This is a genomic window from Prosthecobacter sp. (assembly GCF_044222565.1).
Classification (GTDB): domain Bacteria; phylum Verrucomicrobiota; class Verrucomicrobiia; order Verrucomicrobiales; family Verrucomicrobiaceae; genus Prosthecobacter.
The window spans coordinates 104242-123394 of record NZ_JBGANA010000003.1 but is presented as its reverse complement, the minus strand read 5'-3'; the positions used below and the strand labels follow the sequence as shown (position 1 = coordinate 123394).

Here is a 19153-nt window from a genome sequence, read left to right as displayed (position 1 = left end):
CCTGGGGTAATCCTATGAGAGCAATCTGGAAAGGCACCATCAGTTTTGGACTCGTTTCCATCCCCGTCTCGCTCTATCCCGCCATTCGTCGCGAGGAGCTGCAGTTCCGTCTCCTGCGAAGCTCGGATCACAGTCCCGTGAACTACAAACGCGTGGCGGAAAAAGACGGAAAAGAAGTCCCCTGGGACAAGATCGTCAAAGGCTACGAATACGAGAAGGGCAAGTTTGTGGTCATCAAGGAAGAAGATTTCCGCCGCGTGGACGTGGAGGCCACGCAGACCGTGGAGATCATGAACTTCGTCTCCGAATCGGACGTCGATCCTCTGCTGTTTTACAAACCTTATCACCTGGAAGTGGGGAAAGGTGGTGGCAAGGCCTACATGCTGCTGCGGGATGCGCTGAATCGCAGTGGAAAGATCGCGATTGCCCATGTCGTCATCAAAACGCGCCAGCATCTGGCCGCCATCAGGCCCCAGGACAAAAACCTCATGCTGGAGCTGATGCATTTCCCGGATGAACTGCGGGACAGGTCCGAACTCAAGGCACCCGAAGGCAAGGCCCCAGGCAAGGCGGAGATCAACATGGCGGAGAAGCTCATTGAGAGCATGACCACACCATGGAAGCCGGACGAGTACAAAGACGAATACCGCGAAGCCGTGGAGGCCATGATCGAGGACAAAGTCGCGCACGGTGACAGCAAACCGGCCAAGGCTGCGAAGGCGAAAAAGCCTGCCAATGTGATCGACCTCGTTTCGGTGCTTCAGGAGAGCCTGGCAGCCACCAAATCCAAACGCAGTCACGCGCACAGCACCAAATCCGCCCATAAAACGGCATCGGCAAAGCATTCCAAAAACCGTAAAAAGGCGGCATGATTCACCTCCATGTCCCTCCGCGAATACCAGAAAAAGCGGGACTTTAAAAAGACCGCCGAACCCCCGGGCAAAAAAGAAAAGCGCCAGGGCATGAGGCGGTTTGTGGTGCAAAAGCATGCCGCCTCCCATCTGCACTATGATTTCCGGCTTGAGCTGGACGGTCAGCTGAAGTCCTGGGCGGTCCCCAAGGGCATGCCATTTGCAAAAGGTGAAAAGCGGCTGGCGGTGGCGGTGGAGGACCACCCGCTGTCCTACATTCATTTTGAAGGCCCGATTCCCCAGGGGCAGTATGGCGGAGGCACCGTGATGGTCTGGGACACGGGCACCTATGACCCCGCATCCAAGGCCCCCTTGAAGGAACTGGCAGGCGGGAAGCTTCACTTCACCCTCAACGGCACAAAGCTGAAGGGGGAATGGTATCTGGTGAGGCTTCGGCACGAGAACCAATGGCTGCTCATCCGCGGCGGAGAGGACATGAAGTCTCCGACCAAGCGCATGGATGACACATCTGCATTGTCCGGCCGCAACATGAAGCAGCTGGCCAATGCAAAGCCATGGACAAGCTCGCGAAAAAAAGCGGTGTCTGAACCAAAGTCCCTTCCCAAAGCCAGGCGGGAGACCAAACCAGCCAGGAGCTCCAAACCAACGCCTTCTGCTTCCGCATTGTTCGTCGAGCCGATGAAGGCCAAGGCGGTGTCCACAGCGCCTGAAGAAGATGGCTGGATCTATGAAGTGAAGTTTGACGGTTTTCGCGCCCTCACCATCCACGAAGGAGGACGCACGTCTCTCATCTCGCGCACGGAGAAGGACATGACGCATAAGTTCCCCGCCATCACGGAGGCTCTGGATGCGCTCTCTCTGCCAGACTGCATTCTGGATGGTGAAATCGTCGCGCTCGACGAAAAAGGCCGCTCATCCTTCCAGCGTTTGCAAGCCTACGACCTCGGCCGTGAAAAACCGCCGCTGTGCTACTACGTTTTTGACATGCTGCGATTGAAAAATCGTGATCTCACCGAACTGCCTTTGCTGAAGCGAAAAGAAGCTCTGCGGAAGCTCATCAAAAAATCGAATGTCATCCGCTTCTCCGACTCACTCAAAGGAGATGTGCAGGAACTGCTCAAGCATGTGCAAAAGCTTGGGCTGGAGGGAATCATCGGCAAACGGCCGGACTCCACTTATGAAGCCGGCGGGCGTAGTGGAAATTGGATCAAGCTCAAGCTGCACCATGAGCAGGAGGTCGTCATCGGCGGCTACACCCGGCCGACAGGCAGCCGCAAGCACATCGGAGCGCTTATCGTCGGAGTTCATGCGGACGGGAAGCTGGTGTCTACTGGCAAGGTGGGTACGGGATTCGATGCGAAGATGCTCCGCAGCCTGCATGAGACATTCCAGCCGCTGATCCAGGAGAAATGCCCCTTTGCCAATCTGCCCGCCGACAGCAGCGGACGCTGGGGCCAGGGGATCACGAAGTCTGAAATGAAGCACTGCACCTGGCTGAAGCCGCGTCTGGTCTGCCAGGTCAAATTTACCGAATGGACTCAGGACGGGCGGCTGCGGCAGCCAGTGTTTCTGGGCATGCGTGAGGACAAGCCCGCGCGTGAGGTGGTGCGCGAACGCCTCAAAGAGTCATGAGCCAGAAACAATCCCAGCTCGAAGTCAATGGAGTGCAGGTGCCGGTGAGCAATCTGGACAAAATGATGTATCCGGAGGCAAAGTTCACCAAGAGCGACGTCATTCAGTACTACATCCACATTGCCGAGTGCCTGCTGCCGCATCTTCAGGCCCGTGCGCTTACCTTGAAGCGCTACCCGGATGGAGTGAAGGGCTTTTTCTTCTATGAGAAGGAATGTCCGGAGCACCGGCCGAAATGGGTGAAAACCACCCAGGTGGCCAAGTCCGAGGGGCACATCAACTACTGCGTCATCGGTGATCTGCCCTCGCTTGTATGGGCTGCGAATCTGGCCAATCTGGAATTTCACACGTTTCTCCACCGCAAGACAGCCATCAAACGCCCTGCCGCACTGGCCTTTGACCTGGATCCCGGAGAGCCGGCGGACATCCTCACCTGCTGCAAGGTCGGGCTGCTGCTGAAGGAATGCTTTGATTCACTCGGCCTGCAGTCCTTTCCGAAGACATCCGGCTCGAAGGGCTTGCAGGTGTATGTGCCGCTGAACACCGCGGTGACCTATGAGCGCACAAAGGCATTTGCCCGCGCGGTGGCGCAAGCCCTGGAAAATCAATACCCGGACCTGGTAGTTTCCAACATGCTCAAAAGGCTCCGCAAAGGGAAGGTGCTGGTGGACTGGAGCCAGAATGATGATCACAAGACCACGGTATGCGCCTACTCCCTCCGCGCCAAAGACCATCCCACCGTCTCAACCCCTCTGACCTGGGACGAAGTGGCCGCGGCTGTGAGGCGAAAAAAGAAGCTCAGCTTTGAAGCAGGAGAAGTACTGGCCCGTGTCAAAAAACTCGGCGACCTCTTCGCGCCAGTGCTGACACTGAAGCAAAAGCTGCCTCTGCTGAAACAGATCGGGAGATGAGGAGCCCCAGCTTACCTTCCTTGATTCAACTGCCAGGCGTACCGCCTCATGCCAGAATCTCGGTGACAACCCGCGCCTGCGGATTCTCCACGAGCACCTGCTCGGTACCATTGCGGCGGTAGCTGAGGCCTTTGGCATCAAGGCCGAAGAGGTGCAGCAGCGTGGCGTGGTAGTCGAAGTGATTCACGATGTCCTTCACGGCGTGGTGGCCGAAGTCGTCGGTGGCACCATGGATGTGGCCGGCCTTGAATCCGCCGCCGGCGACCCACATGCTGAAGCCGTAGGTGTTGTGGTCGCGTCCGACGGTGCTGCGATCCTTGGAACCTGAGCGGTTTTGAATGACGGGCAGGCGGCCCATCTCACCGCCCCAGTGGACGATTGTGGTGTCCAGCAGACCGCGCTGCTTGAGGTCGATGACGAGAGCGGCGGCGCCTTGATCGACATAGGTGCAAGCGGCGGGCAGTGCGGTGCGGATGTTTTGATGGTTGTCCCAGGTCTGATTCCCGGTGAAGAGGGAGACGCAGCGGACGCCACGCTCGACGAGGCGGCGGGCGATGAGGCAGCGGGTGCCGAACTCGGCGGCGGCGGGATTGTCGAGGCCGTAGAGCTTCTTGGTGGCGGCGCTTTCCTGGTCGATGTCGAGCGCTTCCTTGGCGGCGGTCTGCATGCGGGCGGCGAGTTCGAAGCTCTGAATGCGTGCTTCGAGATCGGCCTCCCCGGGGCGGGCTTCGAGGTGCTCCTTGTTCAGGCGCTGCACGAAATTGAGGTAACGGGCCTGGGCATCGCCCTTGAGGCTGAGGGGGGCGTCGAGATTTGGGATGCGCGGCTCCTTGGGGCGAATGACGGTGCCCTGATACAGCGAGGGAAGCCAGCCGTTGCTCCAGTTGTCCACACCGAGCACGGGCAGGCCGCGGGGATCGGTCAGGGCCACGTAGGCGGGCAGGTCCTGATTTTCGGAACCGAGGCCGTAGGTGAGCCAGCTGCCCAGCGTGGGGCGGCCGCCGGTGACCTGGCCATTGAGCAGGGCATAGATGGACTGGCCGTGATTGTTCACACCCGTGTGCATGGAGCGGATGAGCGTCACATCATCGACGATGTTGGAGAAATGCGGCAGCAGCTCGCTGACATCCATGCCGCACTGACCGTACTGTTTGAACTTCCACGGGCTGCCCATGCACTCGCGACTCGCGCCTGCGGCGTCGTCGTACTTCACCTCGCCAGGGAAATCCTTGCCGTCGTACTTGGTGAGCTCGGGCTTCGGATCAAACAGATCCATGTGGCTGGGCCCGCCCTGCATGAACATGGAAATCATAGCCTTGGCCTGGCCAAATCCATGGGGCACCTTCGGCTTGAGGTCAAAATGCTTCGGCCCGATCTGCTCCGGACTGGCGAGAAGGTTCTGCTCTTTTAGCAATGAAGCCAAAGCGATGCCGCCGATGCCGTAGGCGGAGCGGTTCAAAATGGAGCGGCGTGAGAGCATGCCTTTACCTACGCAGCTATGGGGCCAAATCTTCCCTGGTAGCGGCCCAGAATTCCACACCGCAGAGATTTGAAAAACGCAAAGATCTGATACCAGAATTTCTCTGCGTTTTTCTGATCTCTGCGGTGTAAGTTTTTGGCTCGTTAATCTTTCACCACACTTCGCAGCGTCCCCTGCGCCAGCCGAGTCACCAGCTCATCCCCGGCCTTCACCTCGGCGGCGTCCTTGAGCACCTTCCCCTCTGCATTGGTGGTGAAGGAGAAGCCGCGCGCCAGCACCGCCTGGGGGCCGATGTGCTTGAGGAGTTCGGCGCGGGATTGAAGGCGGTCGGCGAGGCGGTCGAGGCGATGCTGAAGGCCTTGCTGAAGGCGGCGCGCGCCGGTCTCCGCGCGATGCACGGCCTCAGTGAGCTGCACGCGCGGATGATGCGCGGCGAGGACGTGTTGTTTTTGCGTGAGGTCGTCGGTCCAGGATTGCAGGCGCTCGCGCAGGGTGTCGCGCAGGCGGGATTCGTGATCGTCGATGTTTTGCTCGGCCTGCTGCAGCAAACGGTCGGGCGCATGGAGCAGCGGGCCTTTGGCGGTGAGTTCGATGACGTGCTGGTGGTGGTCCAGCAGGGTGCCCACGCGGGTTTTCAGCGTACGGGCGATGCTGTCAAAATGCCGCTGCAGTTCGGTGCTGTCTGGCGCGAGGAGTTCCGCCGCCGCGCTGGGTGTGGGAGCGCGAAGGTCCGCCACGAAGTCGGCGATGGTGAAGTCGATTTCATGCCCCACGGCGGAGATGACGGGAATGGGACAGGCGGCGATGGCACGGGCGAGCGCCTCCTCATTGAAGCACCACAGATCTTCCAAACTGCCACCACCACGGCCTACGACGATGGTGTCCGGCACGGGCAGGCCGAAGCTCTCCGCATCTCCAAGAACTCGCAGCGCACGCACGATTTCGAGCTCGGCCCCCTGCCCCTGCACGCGCACGGGAAAGACGAGGACGCGCACCCAGGGCGCGCGACGCGTGAGGATATTGAGCATGTCCTGAATGGCGGCACCGGTGGGCGAGGTGACGAGGGCGACGATGCGCGGAAAGCGCGGGATGGCGCGCTTTCGGTCACCATCGAAGAGACCTTCGGCATGCAGGCGGCGCTTCAATGCCTCAAAGCGCTCCTGCAGCGAGCCTTTCCCTTTTGCCTGAACCTGTTTGACGACCATCTGGTACTGCCCGCGCGGCTCATACACACTGATCTCTCCATGCACCTGCATGAGCGCGCCGTCCTGGATGCGCACGCTGCTGCGCGCGGCGGCTCCGCGAAACATAACGCAGCTGAGCTGGGCCCCGGCGTCCTTGAGGGTGAAGTACTGGTGGCCGGAGGATTGCAGGCGGTGGTTGCTGATCTCCCCCTCCACCCACACGCTGCCGATGTGGCCCTCCAGCACGTCGCGGATTTCGCGCGTGAGCTGGGTCACGGAAAGGACGTCTGGATCTTCAGGCATGGTCAGCGGTTCTTTGACCGAAAAAGCGGGCAAAGTCCAGCCACAGCTCAGGTCAGCTCAGAACACGAGGTGCCACAGCCAGCTGATCATTCCGGTAGCCACGGACCACCAGCAGCGCGCCACCTCCATGACTCCCAACCCCGGCGCGGGAGAGGAGGCCAGAAACAGCGCGATGAGTAGGAATGCATTGATGAGGAAGATCAGCATCATGGAGAAGAACTCTCCGTTGCGCTTGAGGTCTCCCTGCTCTGCGATCACCGTTTTGACCGTGTAGGTGGCGTGGAAGCACCACGTCAGCCCGACCAGCGCGTAGAGAAAGCGCATGGGCTTCAGATAAAGCGTCCACTTCCAAAGATGCACCGCATGAGCCTGCTGCATGTCCAGCGCCAGGCCCACGAGGCCAAAGACCAGCATGATGATCAGCGTGTAAAACGGGACCAGATACGGTGCCAGGGTGATCCAGGTGTTCGACTTGTCCGTCTCCACGTAGCCGCCCTCGGCGCTGACCTTCCAGTCAAAGATGCGTCCGCCAAACAACCGGGCGGTGACGAGGTGGCTGAACTCATGGCCAAAGACGTAGGCCGTGACCGGCCGCACGCCCGCCAGATAAGCCAGCGCCCACACCATGCCGCCGAAGGTGAAAAAAACGAACTCCTCGGACTTCAGGAAATCCATCCGGGACACCGCGCGCCAGAGCATCATGCTGAGGGTGATGGCCGTAACCAGGCAGGCCGGAGCCAGCACAGCGCCACCGATCCAGCGCTTCATCCGCAGGAGAAAACGATCCCGCTTTGCGTCCTGCCGGTTTCTTATTCCGGCGGGACGGTTGCGGGTCTCATGGAGATGTCTGCGCACGTTCGCGGTGGACATGGGAATAATGAGTTATTTAACGTTTGTTAAAGATCTTCACAATTTAAATGTGAATATGTGAATAATAATGTGTGCAATTATCACAACTTTTTAACACTGGTTACACTGATTTAGACCCGCCATAGGGCTGTTTTTTGCCCACGAGAGCGCGGCCGGCCACGCCAAGTTTCTCGGTTGCGCCGCAGCCAAGACTCCGAACTCCAGTTGCGGCGCAACCGGGCTACTTTATTTGCGGAAAATGAAGTACACCGCGCCGCACATGCACAGAGCCGCCCACACGTAGTCCCATTTGAAAGACTCCTTCATGTAAAACACCACAAAGGGCACAAAGACTGTGAGTGTGATGACCTCCTGGATGATCTTGAGCTGCGGCAGGGTCAGTGCGGTGCTGCCAATGCGGTTGGCCGGCACCTGCAGCATGTATTCAAAAAACGCGATGCCCCAGCTGATGAGGGCGGCGATGAACCATGGCTTGGCCTTCAAGTCTTTCAGGTGTGCATACCAGGCGAAAGTCATGAAAATATTCGACCCCACCAGGAGTCCCACCGCTTTGATCACAGGCCAGTTCATGGGTGCATGAGAGCATAGGAATGGCGGATGCCAAGCACTGGAGGTTAGGCCTCCGGCCTGACTAGGGCCTGGGGCGTGTCGCCTCAGTCTGATCTGAAAAAAAGGAGGGACGTCTCGATCCATCGACAGGCCGGAGGCCTATCCTCCAATCACACCCCTCCAGCCAGCGCGGAGCCACGCACGAGGAGATCCAGGAAGCGCTCTTCAAAGGCTTCGTCGCTCGTCACCTGCATGAAGTCCACGCTGTGGCTGGCGCACTCGCTGGCGAGGCTGGTGACGAAGGAGTCAAAGGTCTCCACGTAGCGCTGCACATCGCGCTTGGTGAGCCAGAAGCGGCGGCGCTCGCCGGTTTCGACTTCGGTGAGCTCGAGCTCGCCTTCGATCTCCGGCTGGCGCTCCTCCGGGTGCACAATTTGCAGGAAGTGGTTCTCTCCCGGCCAGGCGGAGACGCGGGCCACGGCCTCGGTGGCGCTGCCGATTTCACGGCCAAAGAAGTCGCTGATGATGAAGATGATGCCGTAGCGCTGCTTGCTGGGGCGGAACTCCTCAAAGCAGCGCTTCATGTCGGTGAGGCCTTCAAACTTCAGCTTCATCACCGCCTGGATGACCTTCTCAATGTTCCCCTGCCCACGCAAGGGCGGCAGTTCCTGATGCACGCCACTGCTCATGGAGTACAGGCTCACGCGCTGCTGCGCACTCAGCGCCAGGTAGGCGAGCGCCACGGCAAAGCGCAGGGCCTGCCGCCGCTTCTCCGGAAACGGCTGGGCCATGGAGGTGCTGGTGTCCAGCATGATGTGCAGATTCAGCTCCTGAGTTTCCTCATAGAGACGCACAAAGAGTTTATCGAGACGCGCATAGAGACGCCAGTCGATGGCGCGGTAGTCCTCGCGCGGCGTGTAATGACGGTAGTCTTTGAACTCACGCGTGAAACCGGTGGCCGAGGTGGATTGCGACCCACGGCGCATCAGCTGCCGCCGCTTGCGCAGCCGCAACGCCAGCACCCGCAGCCGGTCCAGAAAGGAGGCGTCAAAGAGGTCTTCACGTTCGAGGGTTTCGGCGGGCATGGGGGAGATTGGGTCCGGTCATCTTAACGCGTTGTGTGCTCAACGCTCGCAATTGCTGCAAAGATGCTCAACGGAATCAGCAGGATGAAAATACGCAGGCACCAGAGCCAAATGTCGGCCTTTGGCCTGGCCGCGCGCGCCATGGTGGCTGCGGCACGCTGCTGTCCCAGCACGGCGGCCAGCAACTCGGGCGTCACATCCTTGCCGCCCATGCAGTTGGTGAAGAGCGTCTGGATGGTGAAAACGATGCCCCAGGGAAAGCCCCACCAGCCCACCACCATGGAGAGGAGCGTCCACGGCCAGGCATGAGCGCCATACCCCTGCCCCGCGCGAAAGTAGCGAACTTCTGAGCTGCGCTGAAAGCTCAAGACGATGACCGAAAAATTGTAGCGGAAGATCCTGAAGCGGCCGCCGCGCAGCACATCCTCTTCGATCTGCTGGATGGACATGCCTTCCGTCCCGGCCAAGGGGAGGCTCTGATCCGGAAGCGGTCGGTCCGGAAAGACGAAAACATTATCTTGAGGAGCGGCATAGGCAGTCGGGGGAGCGTATACATTCGGAGGAGCACCCGCACTCGGGGGTGCATACGTATTCGGAGGAGCATAGGTATTTGCGGAGGAGGGCAAGGGTGGTGGCGTGCTCATGAGAAATGAATTGCTTTGCTTGAAGCAGGTTTTTTCATGGATGGCAAGAATCCGTCTTGCACCGGCTAAGAATATTTTGGTAAGCAGGAGGACGCATGAAAATCCCCTCACTGAATCGTACATCCGGCTTCATCAGGCTGGGATGCCTCGGCTACATCATTGCCCTCGGTCTCATGCTGGGGGGCTGCCAAGGCATCTATACCGCTCTGAAAAATCGACACCCGCTGGAGATTGCCGTGGCCGATTACATTGAGAAAAAACCGAGCGGTGAGTGGGTCACGCTGAAGGATGCACAACTCAACCTTCTCGAAGCCGTTCATCGAGAGAAGCGGGGGAAAATCACCGAGATATTCATTCCCGTCCGTCCCAAAGGAGAAGCGAAGGGGGCCAAGGTCCACATTCTGCTTTCAACCAAGGATGACGCCATCGTTGCAGCGCTGGAAGATCTGAACAGGTCCGACACCTCGATGAAGGATGCGCTCAACGCCGTATCCCGGAATGCGGACAAGGTATTCGTGCAAAAAGACATCTCAGGCCTGATTCGCTTTGGCCTGGATGCCGACTCCAAGACGCGATTCAAACTGGAAAAGATGGACCTGAATCTGGCCAAGGACTTCGTCATATTGAACGAGGGCGAGGCCCCCACCCTGCTGGGCAGCCTGGCCATGCTGGGAGGAGGCGTGCTTGTGGGCTTTGTCATGCTGCTTATCTCAGGCAGGAGCACTTCAGCACCCAGCGGCCCTGCCTCACCTCCGCCATTGCCCCCGCCTCTGCCTCCGAAATACTGAAGCCACCACTCGCAACCGGTCCAGGAAGCGTCATTTCTTCCTCCAGTTTAAAAACTGACCGCCTTCTCAAAGATCACGATGACATCTCCCGCAGCCAAAGGCTCTTGGGAAGAAATCGTTCTGACTGAAGGCTGGGTGGCAAGACGTGGAGGAAAGCGAACGCCATAAAAGGCTGCATTCCGGGGCTTCCATACGGCGACGTGATAAAAAGAGGGATAAAACGGCTCCTTGCAGACTCTGTGAATCGCCGCGTCCACCGAGACACCCGGCTGGAAGATCTTGGTGCCAAGTGCGCCGCAGAGGATCACGTCTTTGTCCTTCGACTTCTGCCACTCAGGCGTGGATGCCATGAAGCCGACGTAAGCGCGGCTGAAGTTTTCCGCAGGCACCGGCGCGATGTCATTGTAAAGCGACGGGAGGCGGAGCTTCTCACTTCCGGAGTGATGACAGCCGCACAGAAAGCACAGGCTGAAAAAGATCCAGACGGAGCATTTCATGATGCGCTGAGCTTCACTCAAGCCGCCTGCTGCGCGGGCGTTTTCACCTGGTCGAGCAGCTTGGTGATGATGTCGTCCACTTTGACCTGTCCGGCTTCGCCTTCGAAGTTCAGGATGATGCGGTGGCGCAGTGCCACGAGCGCAATGGCACGCACATCCTCGGTGGAGACGGCGGTGGAGCCCTGGATGGCAGCCCAGACGCGTGCGCCGCGGATGAGCGCCTGCAGGCCGCGCGGGCTGGCGCCGTAGCTGACGTAGCGCTTTACTTCCGGCAGCGCGTCCGGCTGCTCGGGGTGGCTGCTGAGCACGAGGCGGGAGGCGTAGTGCGCCACGGGATCGGCCACGGGAATTTTCGAGAGCTTCTGCTGCCACTCGATGAGCTTTGGCCCGTCGGTCATCGTGGCCAGTTTTGGCTCGGTGAAGCCAGTGGTACGGCGGGAGATTTCCACCAGGGCGTCGAGATCCGGGAAGGGCACCTTGATCTTGAACATGAAACGGTCCAGCTGCGCTTCCGGCAGCGGGTAGGTGCCTTCCATCTCCATGGGGTTCTGCGTGGCCAGCACGAGAAACGGCTCCGGCACGGCGTGGCGCTCGCCGCCCGTGGTCACCGAGCGCTCCTGCATGACTTCGAGCAGGGCCGCCTGCGTCTTGGGCGTGGCGCGGTTGATTTCATCCACGAGCAGCAGGTTTTTGAAGACCGGGCCTTTTTCGTAGCGCAGCGTGCGGTGGCCTTTTTCATCTTCACCGACGATGTGGGTGCCGAGAATGTCCGCCGGCATGAGGTCCGGCGTGCACTGTACACGGCCTGGCTCCAAACCGACCACCTGGGAGAGAGTGCGCACGAGGTAGGTTTTGCCAAGACCGGGCACCCCCTCCAGCAGCACATGCCCGCCGGAGAAAATGGCCACCAGCACATCCGTAAGGAGTTCATCATAACCGACGATGGCTTTTTGCATCTCGGTCTTGAGGCTGCTGAACAGGGTGCGGAAGTCTGCGTGGTCGGACATGGGGCGGACTCTCGCCAGCGACCCTGTTTGCGCAAGGCTTCTGGACGAGAATCTCTTCCGGCAGAAGTCGCGGGCGGAAAGTAGTCGAGAGCTTTAGCTCGGTCTGGAAAAACTGGACAGATCCAGAACGAGCTAAAGCTCTGTACTACTTTAATCCATCTGCACCAAAATCTCACGCGGCTTCGCGCCTTCTCCAGGCCCGATGATCCCGCGATCTTCGAGGATGTCGATCATGCGCGCGGCCTTCCCATACCCGAGGCGCAGACGGCGCTGCAGGAGGCTGGTGCTGGCTTTTTTCTCCTGGCGGATGACTTCCAGGCACTTCTCCAGGCACTCCTGCTCTTCCGAGCTCACGCCATCTTCCCCCATGTCATCTTCATCGCCAAACTCACCGCTTTCGTCATCGACTTTGACATCAAAGACCGGCTTGCCCTGTGCGACGCAGTGCTCCACCAGCGCGTGGATTTCATCATCGGTGACGAGAGCGCCCTGGCTGCGCACGGGCTGCGCGCCACCGGGCGGCACGTAAAGCATGTCCCCTTTGCCCACGAGATTCTCGGCGCCTTTGCGGTCGAGAATGACGCGGCTGTCCAACGCGGAGGAAACCTGGAAGGCAATGCGGGTGGGGATGTTCGCCTTGATCACACCGGTGATGACGTCCGCACGCGGCGTCTGGGTGGCAACGATGAGGTGGATGCCGGCCGCACGCGCCATCTGCGTGATACGGGCGATGGCCACTTCGATGTCCGCAGGCGCGGTCTGCATCAAATCGGCAAGCTCGTCCACGATGACGACGATGTAAGGCATGGTGTCTGGAATGACGACCTCCTGGCGGCGTGGCGGCGGTGCCTGGGAGTCTCCCAGCCAGGTGCCGCTGGCATCGCGCAGCTCGCTGTTCTCTCCATCCACGGTATCGACCTCGGCGGTCTTGGGTGCGGCGGCTGTTTCTTCGGCGGCTTCCTTGGCAAAGGCGGCGGAGACCGTGGCGTCATCCACGCCGGCCTTCGTCTGCGGGGCGGCGGCCTGTCTGGCGGCACGGGCGGCGTCCGCCTCGGCCTTGCGTTTGCGATTGCGGTTGTTGAAGGCTTCGAAATTGCGGCAGCCTTCCTGCGCGAAGATCTGGTAGCGGTTTTCCATCTCCTTGACCACCCAGCGCAGGGCCAGCAGGGCTTTCTTCGGATCGGTCACCACAGGCAGAGCGAGATGCGGCAGCTCTTCGTAGCTCTGCATTTCCACCACCTTGGGGTCGATCATGATGAAGCGCAGCTCATCCGGGGCGAAGCGGCAGATCAGGCTGGTGACGATGCTGTTGATGCACACGCTTTTGCCGCTGCCGGTGGCACCCGCCACCAGAAGGTGCGGCATGACGGCGAGGTCGCCGATGATGGTCTTGCCGTACACATCCTTGCCGAGGGCGACAGGCAGCTTGGACTTGCCATTGACGAAGACATCGTCCTCCAGCAGTTCACGGAGCGGCACGATGGTCTTCTCTGAATTGGCCAGCTCGATGCCCACGGTGTCCTTGCCGGGAATGGGCGCAAGGATGTTGATGCGCTCGGCACGGGTGGCTCGGGCGATGTCGGCGTCCAGATTGGCGATGCGGCTCACGCGCAGGCCATCCACAGGGCGCACTTCGTAGCGGGTGATCGCAGGTCCGCGGGTGATGTCCCCGGGCTCCACGGTGATGCCGAAACTGGCCAGCGCCTTGACGATGGTGCCCTGGATGGCCAGGAGTTCGTTCTTGTTTGTGGGGGCACGGCCGGTGTCTTCAGGCCATTTCAGCAGCTCCATGGAGGGCAGCTTGTAGTCCTTGAAAAGCTTGGTGAGATTTCCCAGCGAGCCATGCGGTGCCTGCTCGATCTTCTGCGCGCGCTTCTTTTCCCAAACCTCGGCCAGCTTTGGCTTGTCGCTGTTGTCCTCGTGAGGACGGGAGACCGAGGAGTCGATGATCTTCGGCGCAGGCGGGTCAAACTGCAGCGGCAGCTCCATGTTTGTGGCGGGAGCAGGTGTGTCTCCACGCAGTTCCGCCCCGGCGCCCTTGTCCTTTTTCTTTTTGCGCAAGCCCTCCGGCACCGGAGTGAGCGTGCCGGGAATGGTGTTCGCGGCTTCTTCCGCCAGCTTTTCTTCGATCAGGCGCTGCGCTTCGCGCTCGGTCTTCAAGCGTGTAATTTCCGCCCGGATGTTTTGGAGCACCGTCAGAGGATGCTGACCGGTGACAAGGAAGAGGCCGCCCATGTAAACCACGCCCAGCACCATGGAGGCTCCCACCGTCCCGAGCAGTTTTTTCAAAATCAGGCCGCCGATCACATAGCCCAGCCCGCCAGCACCGCCCAGCGGTGTGATGGAGTCGCGCTCGCTGAGCAGGTCCAGCACATTCATCAAGCCGGCACCACTGAAGATGAGCAGCACCACGCCCAGGATGGCCGTGAGCTTGATCTTCACTTTGGAGTGCAGTTTGCACACGCCAAACCACGTCATGCAGAACGGCAGCAGATAGACGGCATAGCCCATGAGCCATAGTGAGTAGCCCGCCACCCACGAACCCACCCCGCCGATGAAATTATGCGTCTCCCCGGAAGATTCCGACAGCGCGAGGAAGGACCCCGAGGGCATGTCGCGTGGATCATACGACACCAGCGCGAGCAGCATCATGGCAGCCAGCATCAGCAGCAGGATGCCGATGGCGTCATTCCATGGGCCTTCCTTCTCGTCCGTGGATCGGGCGCGAGGGGGACGGGCGGCTGCGGCGGCACGGCTCATGACAAGAATCTGGTAATTCTGGCAGACGAAGTTATTTAAGGCTACCAAAATATTTACCTTGCTTCACTTTTATGATTCGGCTTCGATCCCATCCGGGATGCAGCTTGACCGCGATATTCCCACGAACATCTTTGCTCGTACTCTCGTCACACCACACCCATGAAAACCACACTCGCCCTCACCCTCGCCGCAGTGCTCGCCCTCGGCGTCTCCGTCACCTCCACCACCAGCGCGCAGGACGCGGGCAAGGTGGACTTTGAAAAGCAGGTCCTTCCCGTGCTGAAGGAAAGCTGCTTCAAGTGCCACGAGAAGGAGCACGAAGACAATGGCAAAATGAAGAAGCCCAAGGGCGGTCTCCGCCTGGACAGCGCCGCAGCCATCATGAAGGGCGGCAAGGAATACCCGGAAGAAAACGTCGTGGCCGGCAAGCCGGACGCGAGCTGGCTGGTCAAGACCATGGCCCTGCCAGACACCGATGACATGGCCATGCCTCCTGAAGGCAAAGGCGACCGCGTGAGCGCCGCCAACATCGCCCTGATCAAGAAGTGGATCACCGAAGGCGCGAGCTTCGGAGCCTGGAAAGGCGTGGAATAATTTTTCAGCATAACCACATCTCACCACGGAGGGCGGAGCCTAGGCTCCGCCTTTCTTTTTTGCTGAAACAAGACTGCATTGCCTGCGGAATGCACGGAAAGGAGCCTCCAGCATGCCTCACTCAAACAGTGAAGCAGCAGACTTTGGGGGCGATTGCCTGATTTTCTGTCTGTTCCGTGTGTTCCTTAGGCCGCCATTTCCGCTTCTCTTTCCCCCTCTGCATCTTCTTCATGAACACCCCCTTTCGTTTCACCACCTGCCGCGCCGGATCTGAAGCCACGCTCAAGCGGGACATCGCCAGCCACTTCGCCGGAGAGCTCACGCCGGCCTTCATGAAGCCGCAGTTCATCACCTGGAAGGTGCGCTCTCCCGGCTTCAGCCCGCCGCGAAATCTCAGCCACTTTGCCCGAGTCAGCGGCACCTCCCTCGGCCTGTGCAAGACGCTTGCCGATCTCGTCGAGCACGCCCGCAAGCTCGCCCCCGCCAAACCGCTGCACTTGCACGTCTTTCCGCGAATCACAAATGAAGATGGCATCGAGCCCGCCACCTGGCAGCGCATGGATGCCCTCGCCGCAGAGATCACGGCCGAATTGGCCAAGGCGGGCATTCCCCTCGAAACCCAGCGCCCGCTGGCCCACGGCGACCTCATTCTCGACGTCGTCGCAGGCGAGACGAATGAAGAGCCCCTCTTCCTCGGCTGCCACGAGCACCAGCCCGGCATGCACCCGCATCCCGGCGGCCTGCCACGCATCGGCCTGCCGGAGGACGTGCCCTCACGCGCCTGGCTCAAGCTGGAACAGGCCCTCGCCTGGCGTGGATGGGATCAGCTGGATTTTCGCGGTCAGACGGCCCTCGACCTCGGCTGCGCACCCGGCGGAGCCACCTACGCCCTCATTCAGCGCGGCATGAACGTCCTCGGCGTGGATACTGGCGAGATGGACCCGCGCGTGCTCGATCTGGCCAAGAAACAAGGCGTGCGCTTTGATCACTGGCGCACCGCCGCCGGCCGCCTCAATCTCACCGCCCTTCCCCGTGAGGTTTCCCTGCTCCTCTGCGACATCAATCTCGCCCCGCCCGAGATCCTTCCAGACCTCCAGCGCATTCAGGATGCCGTGCAGGCCCGCCGCCTCATCCTCACCATCAAGCTCAACACCCCCGCACTGGAAGACCGCGCCCACGAGTTCATCGACACCATCCGCGACTTCGCCCCTGCCCCTGTGTTTGCCACGCAGCTGGCGGGGAATCGGCGGGAGATTTGCGTTTGTGCGGGCTGAGGTAGTGCGGGCAAGACGTGCCCGCTGATCCGGAAGCTACGGGCAGGATTGCCCGTGCCACTACACCCGCAGCGGCACCACTTTGCGATCCAGATCATGCACGGCATGGATGCGGCGCACCGTGCCGCTGCGTGAACGCATCAGGATGGAGTGCGTTTCCACGCGGTGCCCCACCAGCCGGCAGCCCGGAAGCAGAGGACTATCGCTGATGCCCGTGGCGCAGAACAGGGCGCTCTCTCCCACGATGAGTTCATGTACACGGAAGACCCGGTTCATTTCGGCGGCAGACGTTTCCGCCGCGACCTCCGCCCGATGCGTTTCATTGTGAAACCACATGCGCAGCTGCATGTCGCCACCGAGGCATTTCAACGCAGCCGCCGCCAGAATACCTTCCGGTGAACCGCCCATGCCGACGTAGAGATCGCAGGCGGATTCTGGCATCGATGGTGCCACTGCCGCAGCGATGTCTCCATCCGTCACCATGCGCAGCGCGGCACCAGAGCTACGAATCTGCTCCACGATCTCCTGATGGCGAGGGCGATCCATCGTGGAAACAACGAGGTCCCGCTCGCGCTTGCCCAGAGCCTCGGCCACGAAGGTGATCACCTCTCCCAGCGGCATGTCGAGAAAGCAGCGGTCTCCCCTGCCCTCCAGCGCCTTCTTCACCGCTGGTCCGTAAGCGATCTTGTGGCTGTAAAAGCTCGGGATGCTTTTCATCGCGCACGGCGCCCCATCGGGAATCTGCGCTGCGGCAATAACTGAAATGCTGTTGGGCAAGCCTTTGGCGATGTTGCTGGTGCCGTCGATGGGATCGAGCGCGATGTTGAAACGCGGCGAGCCATCGCGCCAGGTGCCGAGATGCTCGCCCACGAAAATGCCCGGCGCATTGTCCTTGATGCCTTCGCCAATGACGACCTCGCCACGGATGTCGAGAATGTCGAAGACGCCGTAGATCGCGCTGCAGGCCGCACCATCCGCCAGCTCCTTTTCACCGCGCCCAAGCCAGTGGATCGCCTGAAGGGCCGCATTCTCCGTGGCGCGCACGAATTCAAATTCGAGCACACGTTCAAGATCATAAGCACTGCGCAGAGGTGGAAGAGTCGAAGGCATGGCTGGGGCAATGGTGAATGAGGACTGGCGGAATGACGAGCGAAAGAATCGTGGCTTTTACCCCCATGGCCAGCCCAGTGACATCACCAAAATTGGGATGTGGAAGGCTTGAAAACGAGGCTGCATAGGCCGGCGCCTATTTTCACCACAGAGTCACGATGGACACAGAGATTTGCATTCATGTTTGTTTCAGAACTCTGTGCTCATCGTGACTCTGTGGTGCACCTCAAGGCTGAAGCACCAAACCGTTTTCAATGACTCGTCCTATAAAAACCCCACCCAGCGCCATTCATCCAAATTCGCGAACATTCGCGTGGGAGCATGCCTACTTCTGGCACGTCGGACAGAAGAACGTGGAGCGCTGCCCTTGCACGATGCGCTTCACCGGTGTCTGGCACACCCGGCAGGGCTCGCCCGCGCGATCATACACACGCAGCGTCTGCTTGAAGTACCCGGGCTCGCCGCTCTCGTTTAAAAAATCGCGCAGCGTGGTGCCGCCCATCTTGATCGAAGCCGCCAGCACCTTGCGAATCGCCTGCACCAGTTTCACGAGCTTCGCCTTCGTCACCTTCCCCGCCGCTTGCCGTGGATTGATCCCCGCCATGAACAGCGCCTCGCTCGCATAGATGTTGCCCACGCCCACCACCACATGCGCATCCATGATCACCTGCTTGATCGCCGCCGTCTTGCCCTTGCAAGCCGCCTGCAGATGCGCCGCCGTAAACTCATCCCCCAGCGGCTCCGGCCCCAGCTCTTTGAGCAACGGATGCTCCATCACATCCCCCTCAATCCACAACGCCGCCCCAAACCGCCGCGGATCGTGCAGCCTCAGTTGCTTCCCCCCATCCAGCGTGATCGCCAGATGATCATGCTTCTTAAACGCCGTCTCCGCCGGCAACACCCTCAAATTTCCCGACATCCCCAGATGCACCAGCAGCGTCCCCTTCTTCGTCCCAAACAGCATGTACTTCGCCCTCCGCGTGCCTGATTCGATCACACAGCCCTCAAGCTCATGAATCGTATCCGGAATCGGCCAGCGCATCCGCTTGTCCCGCACGATCACCTCCCGCACCCGCTTGCCAATCACATGCGGCGAGACACCTCGCAGAGTGGTTTCGACTTCGGGAAGTTCAGGCATGGCCTACTTCCCCTCCAACGCCTGCTCCAGCGCTCGCCACGCCAGCATCGCGCACTTCACGCGCTGGGGAAACTTCTGCACGCCCTCAAGCAGGATAAGCTCGCCCAGCGCATCCTCATTCGCGGGGGCACCATCGCCCATGACGATGCGACGGAAGTCTTCGCGGACGGCGGCGGCTTCGGCTTTGGATTTGCCTTTGATCTTTTGGGTCATCATCGAGGCGCTGGCCTGGCTGATGGCGCAGCCCTGGCCGGTGAACTTGAGGTCGTCGATGTTGCCGGTGTCGGACACTTTGACCCAGACGTCGATTTCGTCGCCGCAGGAGGGGTTGTCGCCGTGGGCGTGGAGGCAGGGGGGCGGGAGTTCGCCGTGATTGCGCGGGTTCCGGGAGTGATCCAGGATCACCTGCTGGTAGAGGTCGCGGAGGTCGTCAGAGAGCATGGTCGGAGGGGCTG

18 protein-coding genes are annotated in these 19153 nt (G+C 60.3%); 6 read left to right on the top strand and 12 right to left on the bottom strand.

The features are described from left to right. Positions 1 to 14 precede the first annotated feature (14 nt). The 3 genes from ACILSR_RS05035 to ligD (ACILSR_RS05025) are packed head-to-tail and all read left to right on the top strand — an operon-like array spanning position 15 to position 3415. Entirely contained in the window at positions 15 to 872 is an 858-nt protein-coding gene (locus ACILSR_RS05035; RefSeq protein WP_395748636.1) for a Ku protein, read from the top strand. A gap of 9 nt (positions 873 to 881) precedes the next feature. Then, a complete protein-coding gene (gene ligD, locus ACILSR_RS05030) occupies positions 882 to 2504 on the top strand; it encodes a non-homologous end-joining DNA ligase (RefSeq protein WP_395748635.1) in 1623 nt (540 codons plus the stop codon). Continuing rightward, positions 2501 to 3415 (top strand): non-homologous end-joining DNA ligase, encoded by a 915-nt coding sequence (gene ligD, locus ACILSR_RS05025; RefSeq protein ID WP_395748634.1) that lies wholly within the window; start codon positions 2501 to 2503, stop codon positions 3413 to 3415. Before ligD (ACILSR_RS05030) ends, ligD (ACILSR_RS05025) begins: the two co-directional genes overlap by 4 nt. Before the next feature lie 46 nt (positions 3416 to 3461). Here the strand turns inward: ligD (ACILSR_RS05025) and ACILSR_RS05020 are convergent, their stop codons facing one another. The 6 genes from ACILSR_RS05020 to ACILSR_RS04995 form a co-directional block, all read right to left on the bottom strand. After that, on the bottom strand, positions 3462 to 4895 hold the full coding sequence (locus ACILSR_RS05020) for a DUF1501 domain-containing protein (RefSeq protein WP_395748633.1): 1434 nt from the start codon (positions 4893 to 4895) through the stop codon (positions 3462 to 3464). Between the two features lie 143 nt (positions 4896 to 5038). After that, a complete protein-coding gene (gene xseA / locus ACILSR_RS05015; RefSeq protein ID WP_395748632.1) occupies positions 5039 to 6382 on the bottom strand; it encodes an exodeoxyribonuclease VII large subunit in 1344 nt (447 codons plus the stop codon). A 57-nt stretch (positions 6383 to 6439) separates the two neighbouring features. After that, positions 6440 to 7252: a hypothetical protein gene (locus ACILSR_RS05010; RefSeq protein WP_395748631.1), complete on the bottom strand. Its 813-nt coding sequence runs from the start codon at positions 7250 to 7252 to the stop codon at positions 6440 to 6442. Positions 7253 to 7477: 225 nt separating this feature from the next. Continuing rightward, on the bottom strand, positions 7478 to 7822 hold the full coding sequence (locus ACILSR_RS05005; protein ID WP_395739209.1) for a DMT family protein: 345 nt from the start codon (positions 7820 to 7822) through the stop codon (positions 7478 to 7480). 149 nt (positions 7823 to 7971) lie between these two features. Further along, positions 7972 to 8886, bottom strand: a complete 915-nt coding sequence (locus tag ACILSR_RS05000; protein ID WP_395748630.1) for a DUF58 domain-containing protein — start codon at positions 8884 to 8886, stop codon at positions 7972 to 7974. A gap of 23 nt (positions 8887 to 8909) precedes the next feature. Beyond that, entirely contained in the window at positions 8910 to 9335 is a 426-nt protein-coding gene (locus ACILSR_RS04995; RefSeq protein ID WP_395748629.1) for a hypothetical protein, read from the bottom strand. 290 nt (positions 9336 to 9625) lie between these two features. On the opposite strand from ACILSR_RS04995, the gene ACILSR_RS04990 reads away from it, so the two are divergent. Then, positions 9626 to 10318, top strand: a complete 693-nt coding sequence (locus ACILSR_RS04990; RefSeq protein WP_395748628.1) for a hypothetical protein — start codon at positions 9626 to 9628, stop codon at positions 10316 to 10318. 47 nt (positions 10319 to 10365) lie between these two features. On the opposite strand, the gene ACILSR_RS04985 is transcribed toward ACILSR_RS04990, so the two are convergent. The 3 genes from ACILSR_RS04985 to ACILSR_RS04975 form a co-directional block, all read right to left on the bottom strand. Next, positions 10366 to 10815 (bottom strand): hypothetical protein, encoded by a 450-nt coding sequence (locus ACILSR_RS04985; protein ID WP_395748627.1) that lies wholly within the window; start codon positions 10813 to 10815, stop codon positions 10366 to 10368. A gap of 17 nt (positions 10816 to 10832) precedes the next feature. Continuing rightward, positions 10833 to 11822, bottom strand: a complete 990-nt coding sequence (locus ACILSR_RS04980) for an AAA family ATPase (RefSeq protein ID WP_395748626.1) — start codon at positions 11820 to 11822, stop codon at positions 10833 to 10835. Between the two features lie 150 nt (positions 11823 to 11972). Beyond that, positions 11973 to 14582 (bottom strand): DNA translocase FtsK, encoded by a 2610-nt coding sequence (locus tag ACILSR_RS04975; protein ID WP_395748625.1) that lies wholly within the window; start codon positions 14580 to 14582, stop codon positions 11973 to 11975. Between the two features lie 159 nt (positions 14583 to 14741). Here ACILSR_RS04975 and ACILSR_RS04970 point away from each other — a divergent pair, with 159 nt between their 5' ends. Then, positions 14742 to 15176, top strand: coding sequence for a c-type cytochrome domain-containing protein (locus tag ACILSR_RS04970; RefSeq protein ID WP_395748624.1), 435 nt, complete (start codon positions 14742 to 14744; stop codon positions 15174 to 15176). A gap of 230 nt (positions 15177 to 15406) precedes the next feature. Next, on the top strand, positions 15407 to 16450 hold the full coding sequence (locus ACILSR_RS04965) for an SAM-dependent methyltransferase (RefSeq protein WP_395748623.1): 1044 nt from the start codon (positions 15407 to 15409) through the stop codon (positions 16448 to 16450). A 60-nt stretch (positions 16451 to 16510) separates the two neighbouring features. Here ACILSR_RS04965 and ACILSR_RS04960 read toward each other — a convergent pair whose 3' ends face one another. The 3 genes from ACILSR_RS04960 to sufU all read right to left on the bottom strand — a co-directional run bounded on the left by ACILSR_RS04960 (position 16511) and on the right by sufU (position 19139). Further along, positions 16511 to 17560 carry a fructose-bisphosphatase class II family protein gene (locus ACILSR_RS04960; RefSeq protein ID WP_395748622.1) on the bottom strand — a complete coding sequence of 350 codons (1050 nt, stop codon included), beginning with the start codon at positions 17558 to 17560 and terminating at the stop codon, positions 16511 to 16513. A 325-nt stretch (positions 17561 to 17885) separates the two neighbouring features. Continuing rightward, positions 17886 to 18698, bottom strand: a complete 813-nt coding sequence (gene mutM, locus ACILSR_RS04955) for a bifunctional DNA-formamidopyrimidine glycosylase/DNA-(apurinic or apyrimidinic site) lyase (protein WP_395748621.1) — start codon at positions 18696 to 18698, stop codon at positions 17886 to 17888. Positions 18699 to 18701: 3 nt separating this feature from the next. Continuing rightward, entirely contained in the window at positions 18702 to 19139 is a 438-nt protein-coding gene (gene sufU / locus ACILSR_RS04950) for a Fe-S cluster assembly sulfur transfer protein SufU (protein ID WP_395748620.1), read from the bottom strand. Positions 19140 to 19153 lie beyond the last annotated feature (14 nt).

Excerpts from the sequence above, each read along its gene's own strand:
- ACILSR_RS04985 (WP_395748627.1), bottom strand. The coding sequence starts at position 10,815 with ATGAAATGCTCCGTCTGGATCTTTTTCAGCCTGTGCTTTCTGTGCGGC.
- sufU (WP_395748620.1), bottom strand. The coding sequence starts at position 19,139 with ATGCTCTCTGACGACCTCCGCGACCTCTACCAGCAGGTGATCCTGGAT.
- ACILSR_RS05010 (WP_395748631.1), bottom strand. The coding sequence starts at position 7,252 with ATGTCCACCGCGAACGTGCGCAGACATCTCCATGAGACCCGCAACCGT.
- ACILSR_RS04960 (WP_395748622.1), bottom strand. The coding sequence starts at position 17,560 with ATGCCTTCGACTCTTCCACCTCTGCGCAGTGCTTATGATCTTGAACGT.
- ligD (WP_395748634.1), top strand. The coding sequence starts at position 2,501 with ATGAGCCAGAAACAATCCCAGCTCGAAGTCAATGGAGTGCAGGTGCCG.
- ACILSR_RS05005 (WP_395739209.1), bottom strand. The coding sequence starts at position 7,822 with ATGAACTGGCCTGTGATCAAAGCGGTGGGACTCCTGGTGGGGTCGAAT.
- ACILSR_RS04975 (WP_395748625.1), bottom strand. The coding sequence starts at position 14,582 with ATGAGCCGTGCCGCCGCAGCCGCCCGTCCCCCTCGCGCCCGATCCACG.
- ACILSR_RS05020 (WP_395748633.1), bottom strand. The coding sequence starts at position 4,895 with ATGCTCTCACGCCGCTCCATTTTGAACCGCTCCGCCTACGGCATCGGC.
- ACILSR_RS04990 (WP_395748628.1), top strand. The coding sequence starts at position 9,626 with ATGAAAATCCCCTCACTGAATCGTACATCCGGCTTCATCAGGCTGGGA.
- xseA (WP_395748632.1), bottom strand. The coding sequence starts at position 6,382 with ATGCCTGAAGATCCAGACGTCCTTTCCGTGACCCAGCTCACGCGCGAA.
- ACILSR_RS04965 (WP_395748623.1), top strand. The coding sequence starts at position 15,407 with ATGAACACCCCCTTTCGTTTCACCACCTGCCGCGCCGGATCTGAAGCC.
- ligD (WP_395748635.1), top strand. The coding sequence starts at position 882 with ATGTCCCTCCGCGAATACCAGAAAAAGCGGGACTTTAAAAAGACCGCC.
- ACILSR_RS04970 (WP_395748624.1), top strand. The coding sequence starts at position 14,742 with ATGAAAACCACACTCGCCCTCACCCTCGCCGCAGTGCTCGCCCTCGGC.
- ACILSR_RS04995 (WP_395748629.1), bottom strand. The coding sequence starts at position 9,335 with ATGTCCATCCAGCAGATCGAAGAGGATGTGCTGCGCGGCGGCCGCTTC.
- ACILSR_RS04980 (WP_395748626.1), bottom strand. The coding sequence starts at position 11,822 with ATGTCCGACCACGCAGACTTCCGCACCCTGTTCAGCAGCCTCAAGACC.
- mutM (WP_395748621.1), bottom strand. The coding sequence starts at position 18,698 with ATGCCTGAACTTCCCGAAGTCGAAACCACTCTGCGAGGTGTCTCGCCG.
- ACILSR_RS05000 (WP_395748630.1), bottom strand. The coding sequence starts at position 8,886 with ATGCCCGCCGAAACCCTCGAACGTGAAGACCTCTTTGACGCCTCCTTT.
- ACILSR_RS05035 (WP_395748636.1), top strand. The coding sequence starts at position 15 with ATGAGAGCAATCTGGAAAGGCACCATCAGTTTTGGACTCGTTTCCATC.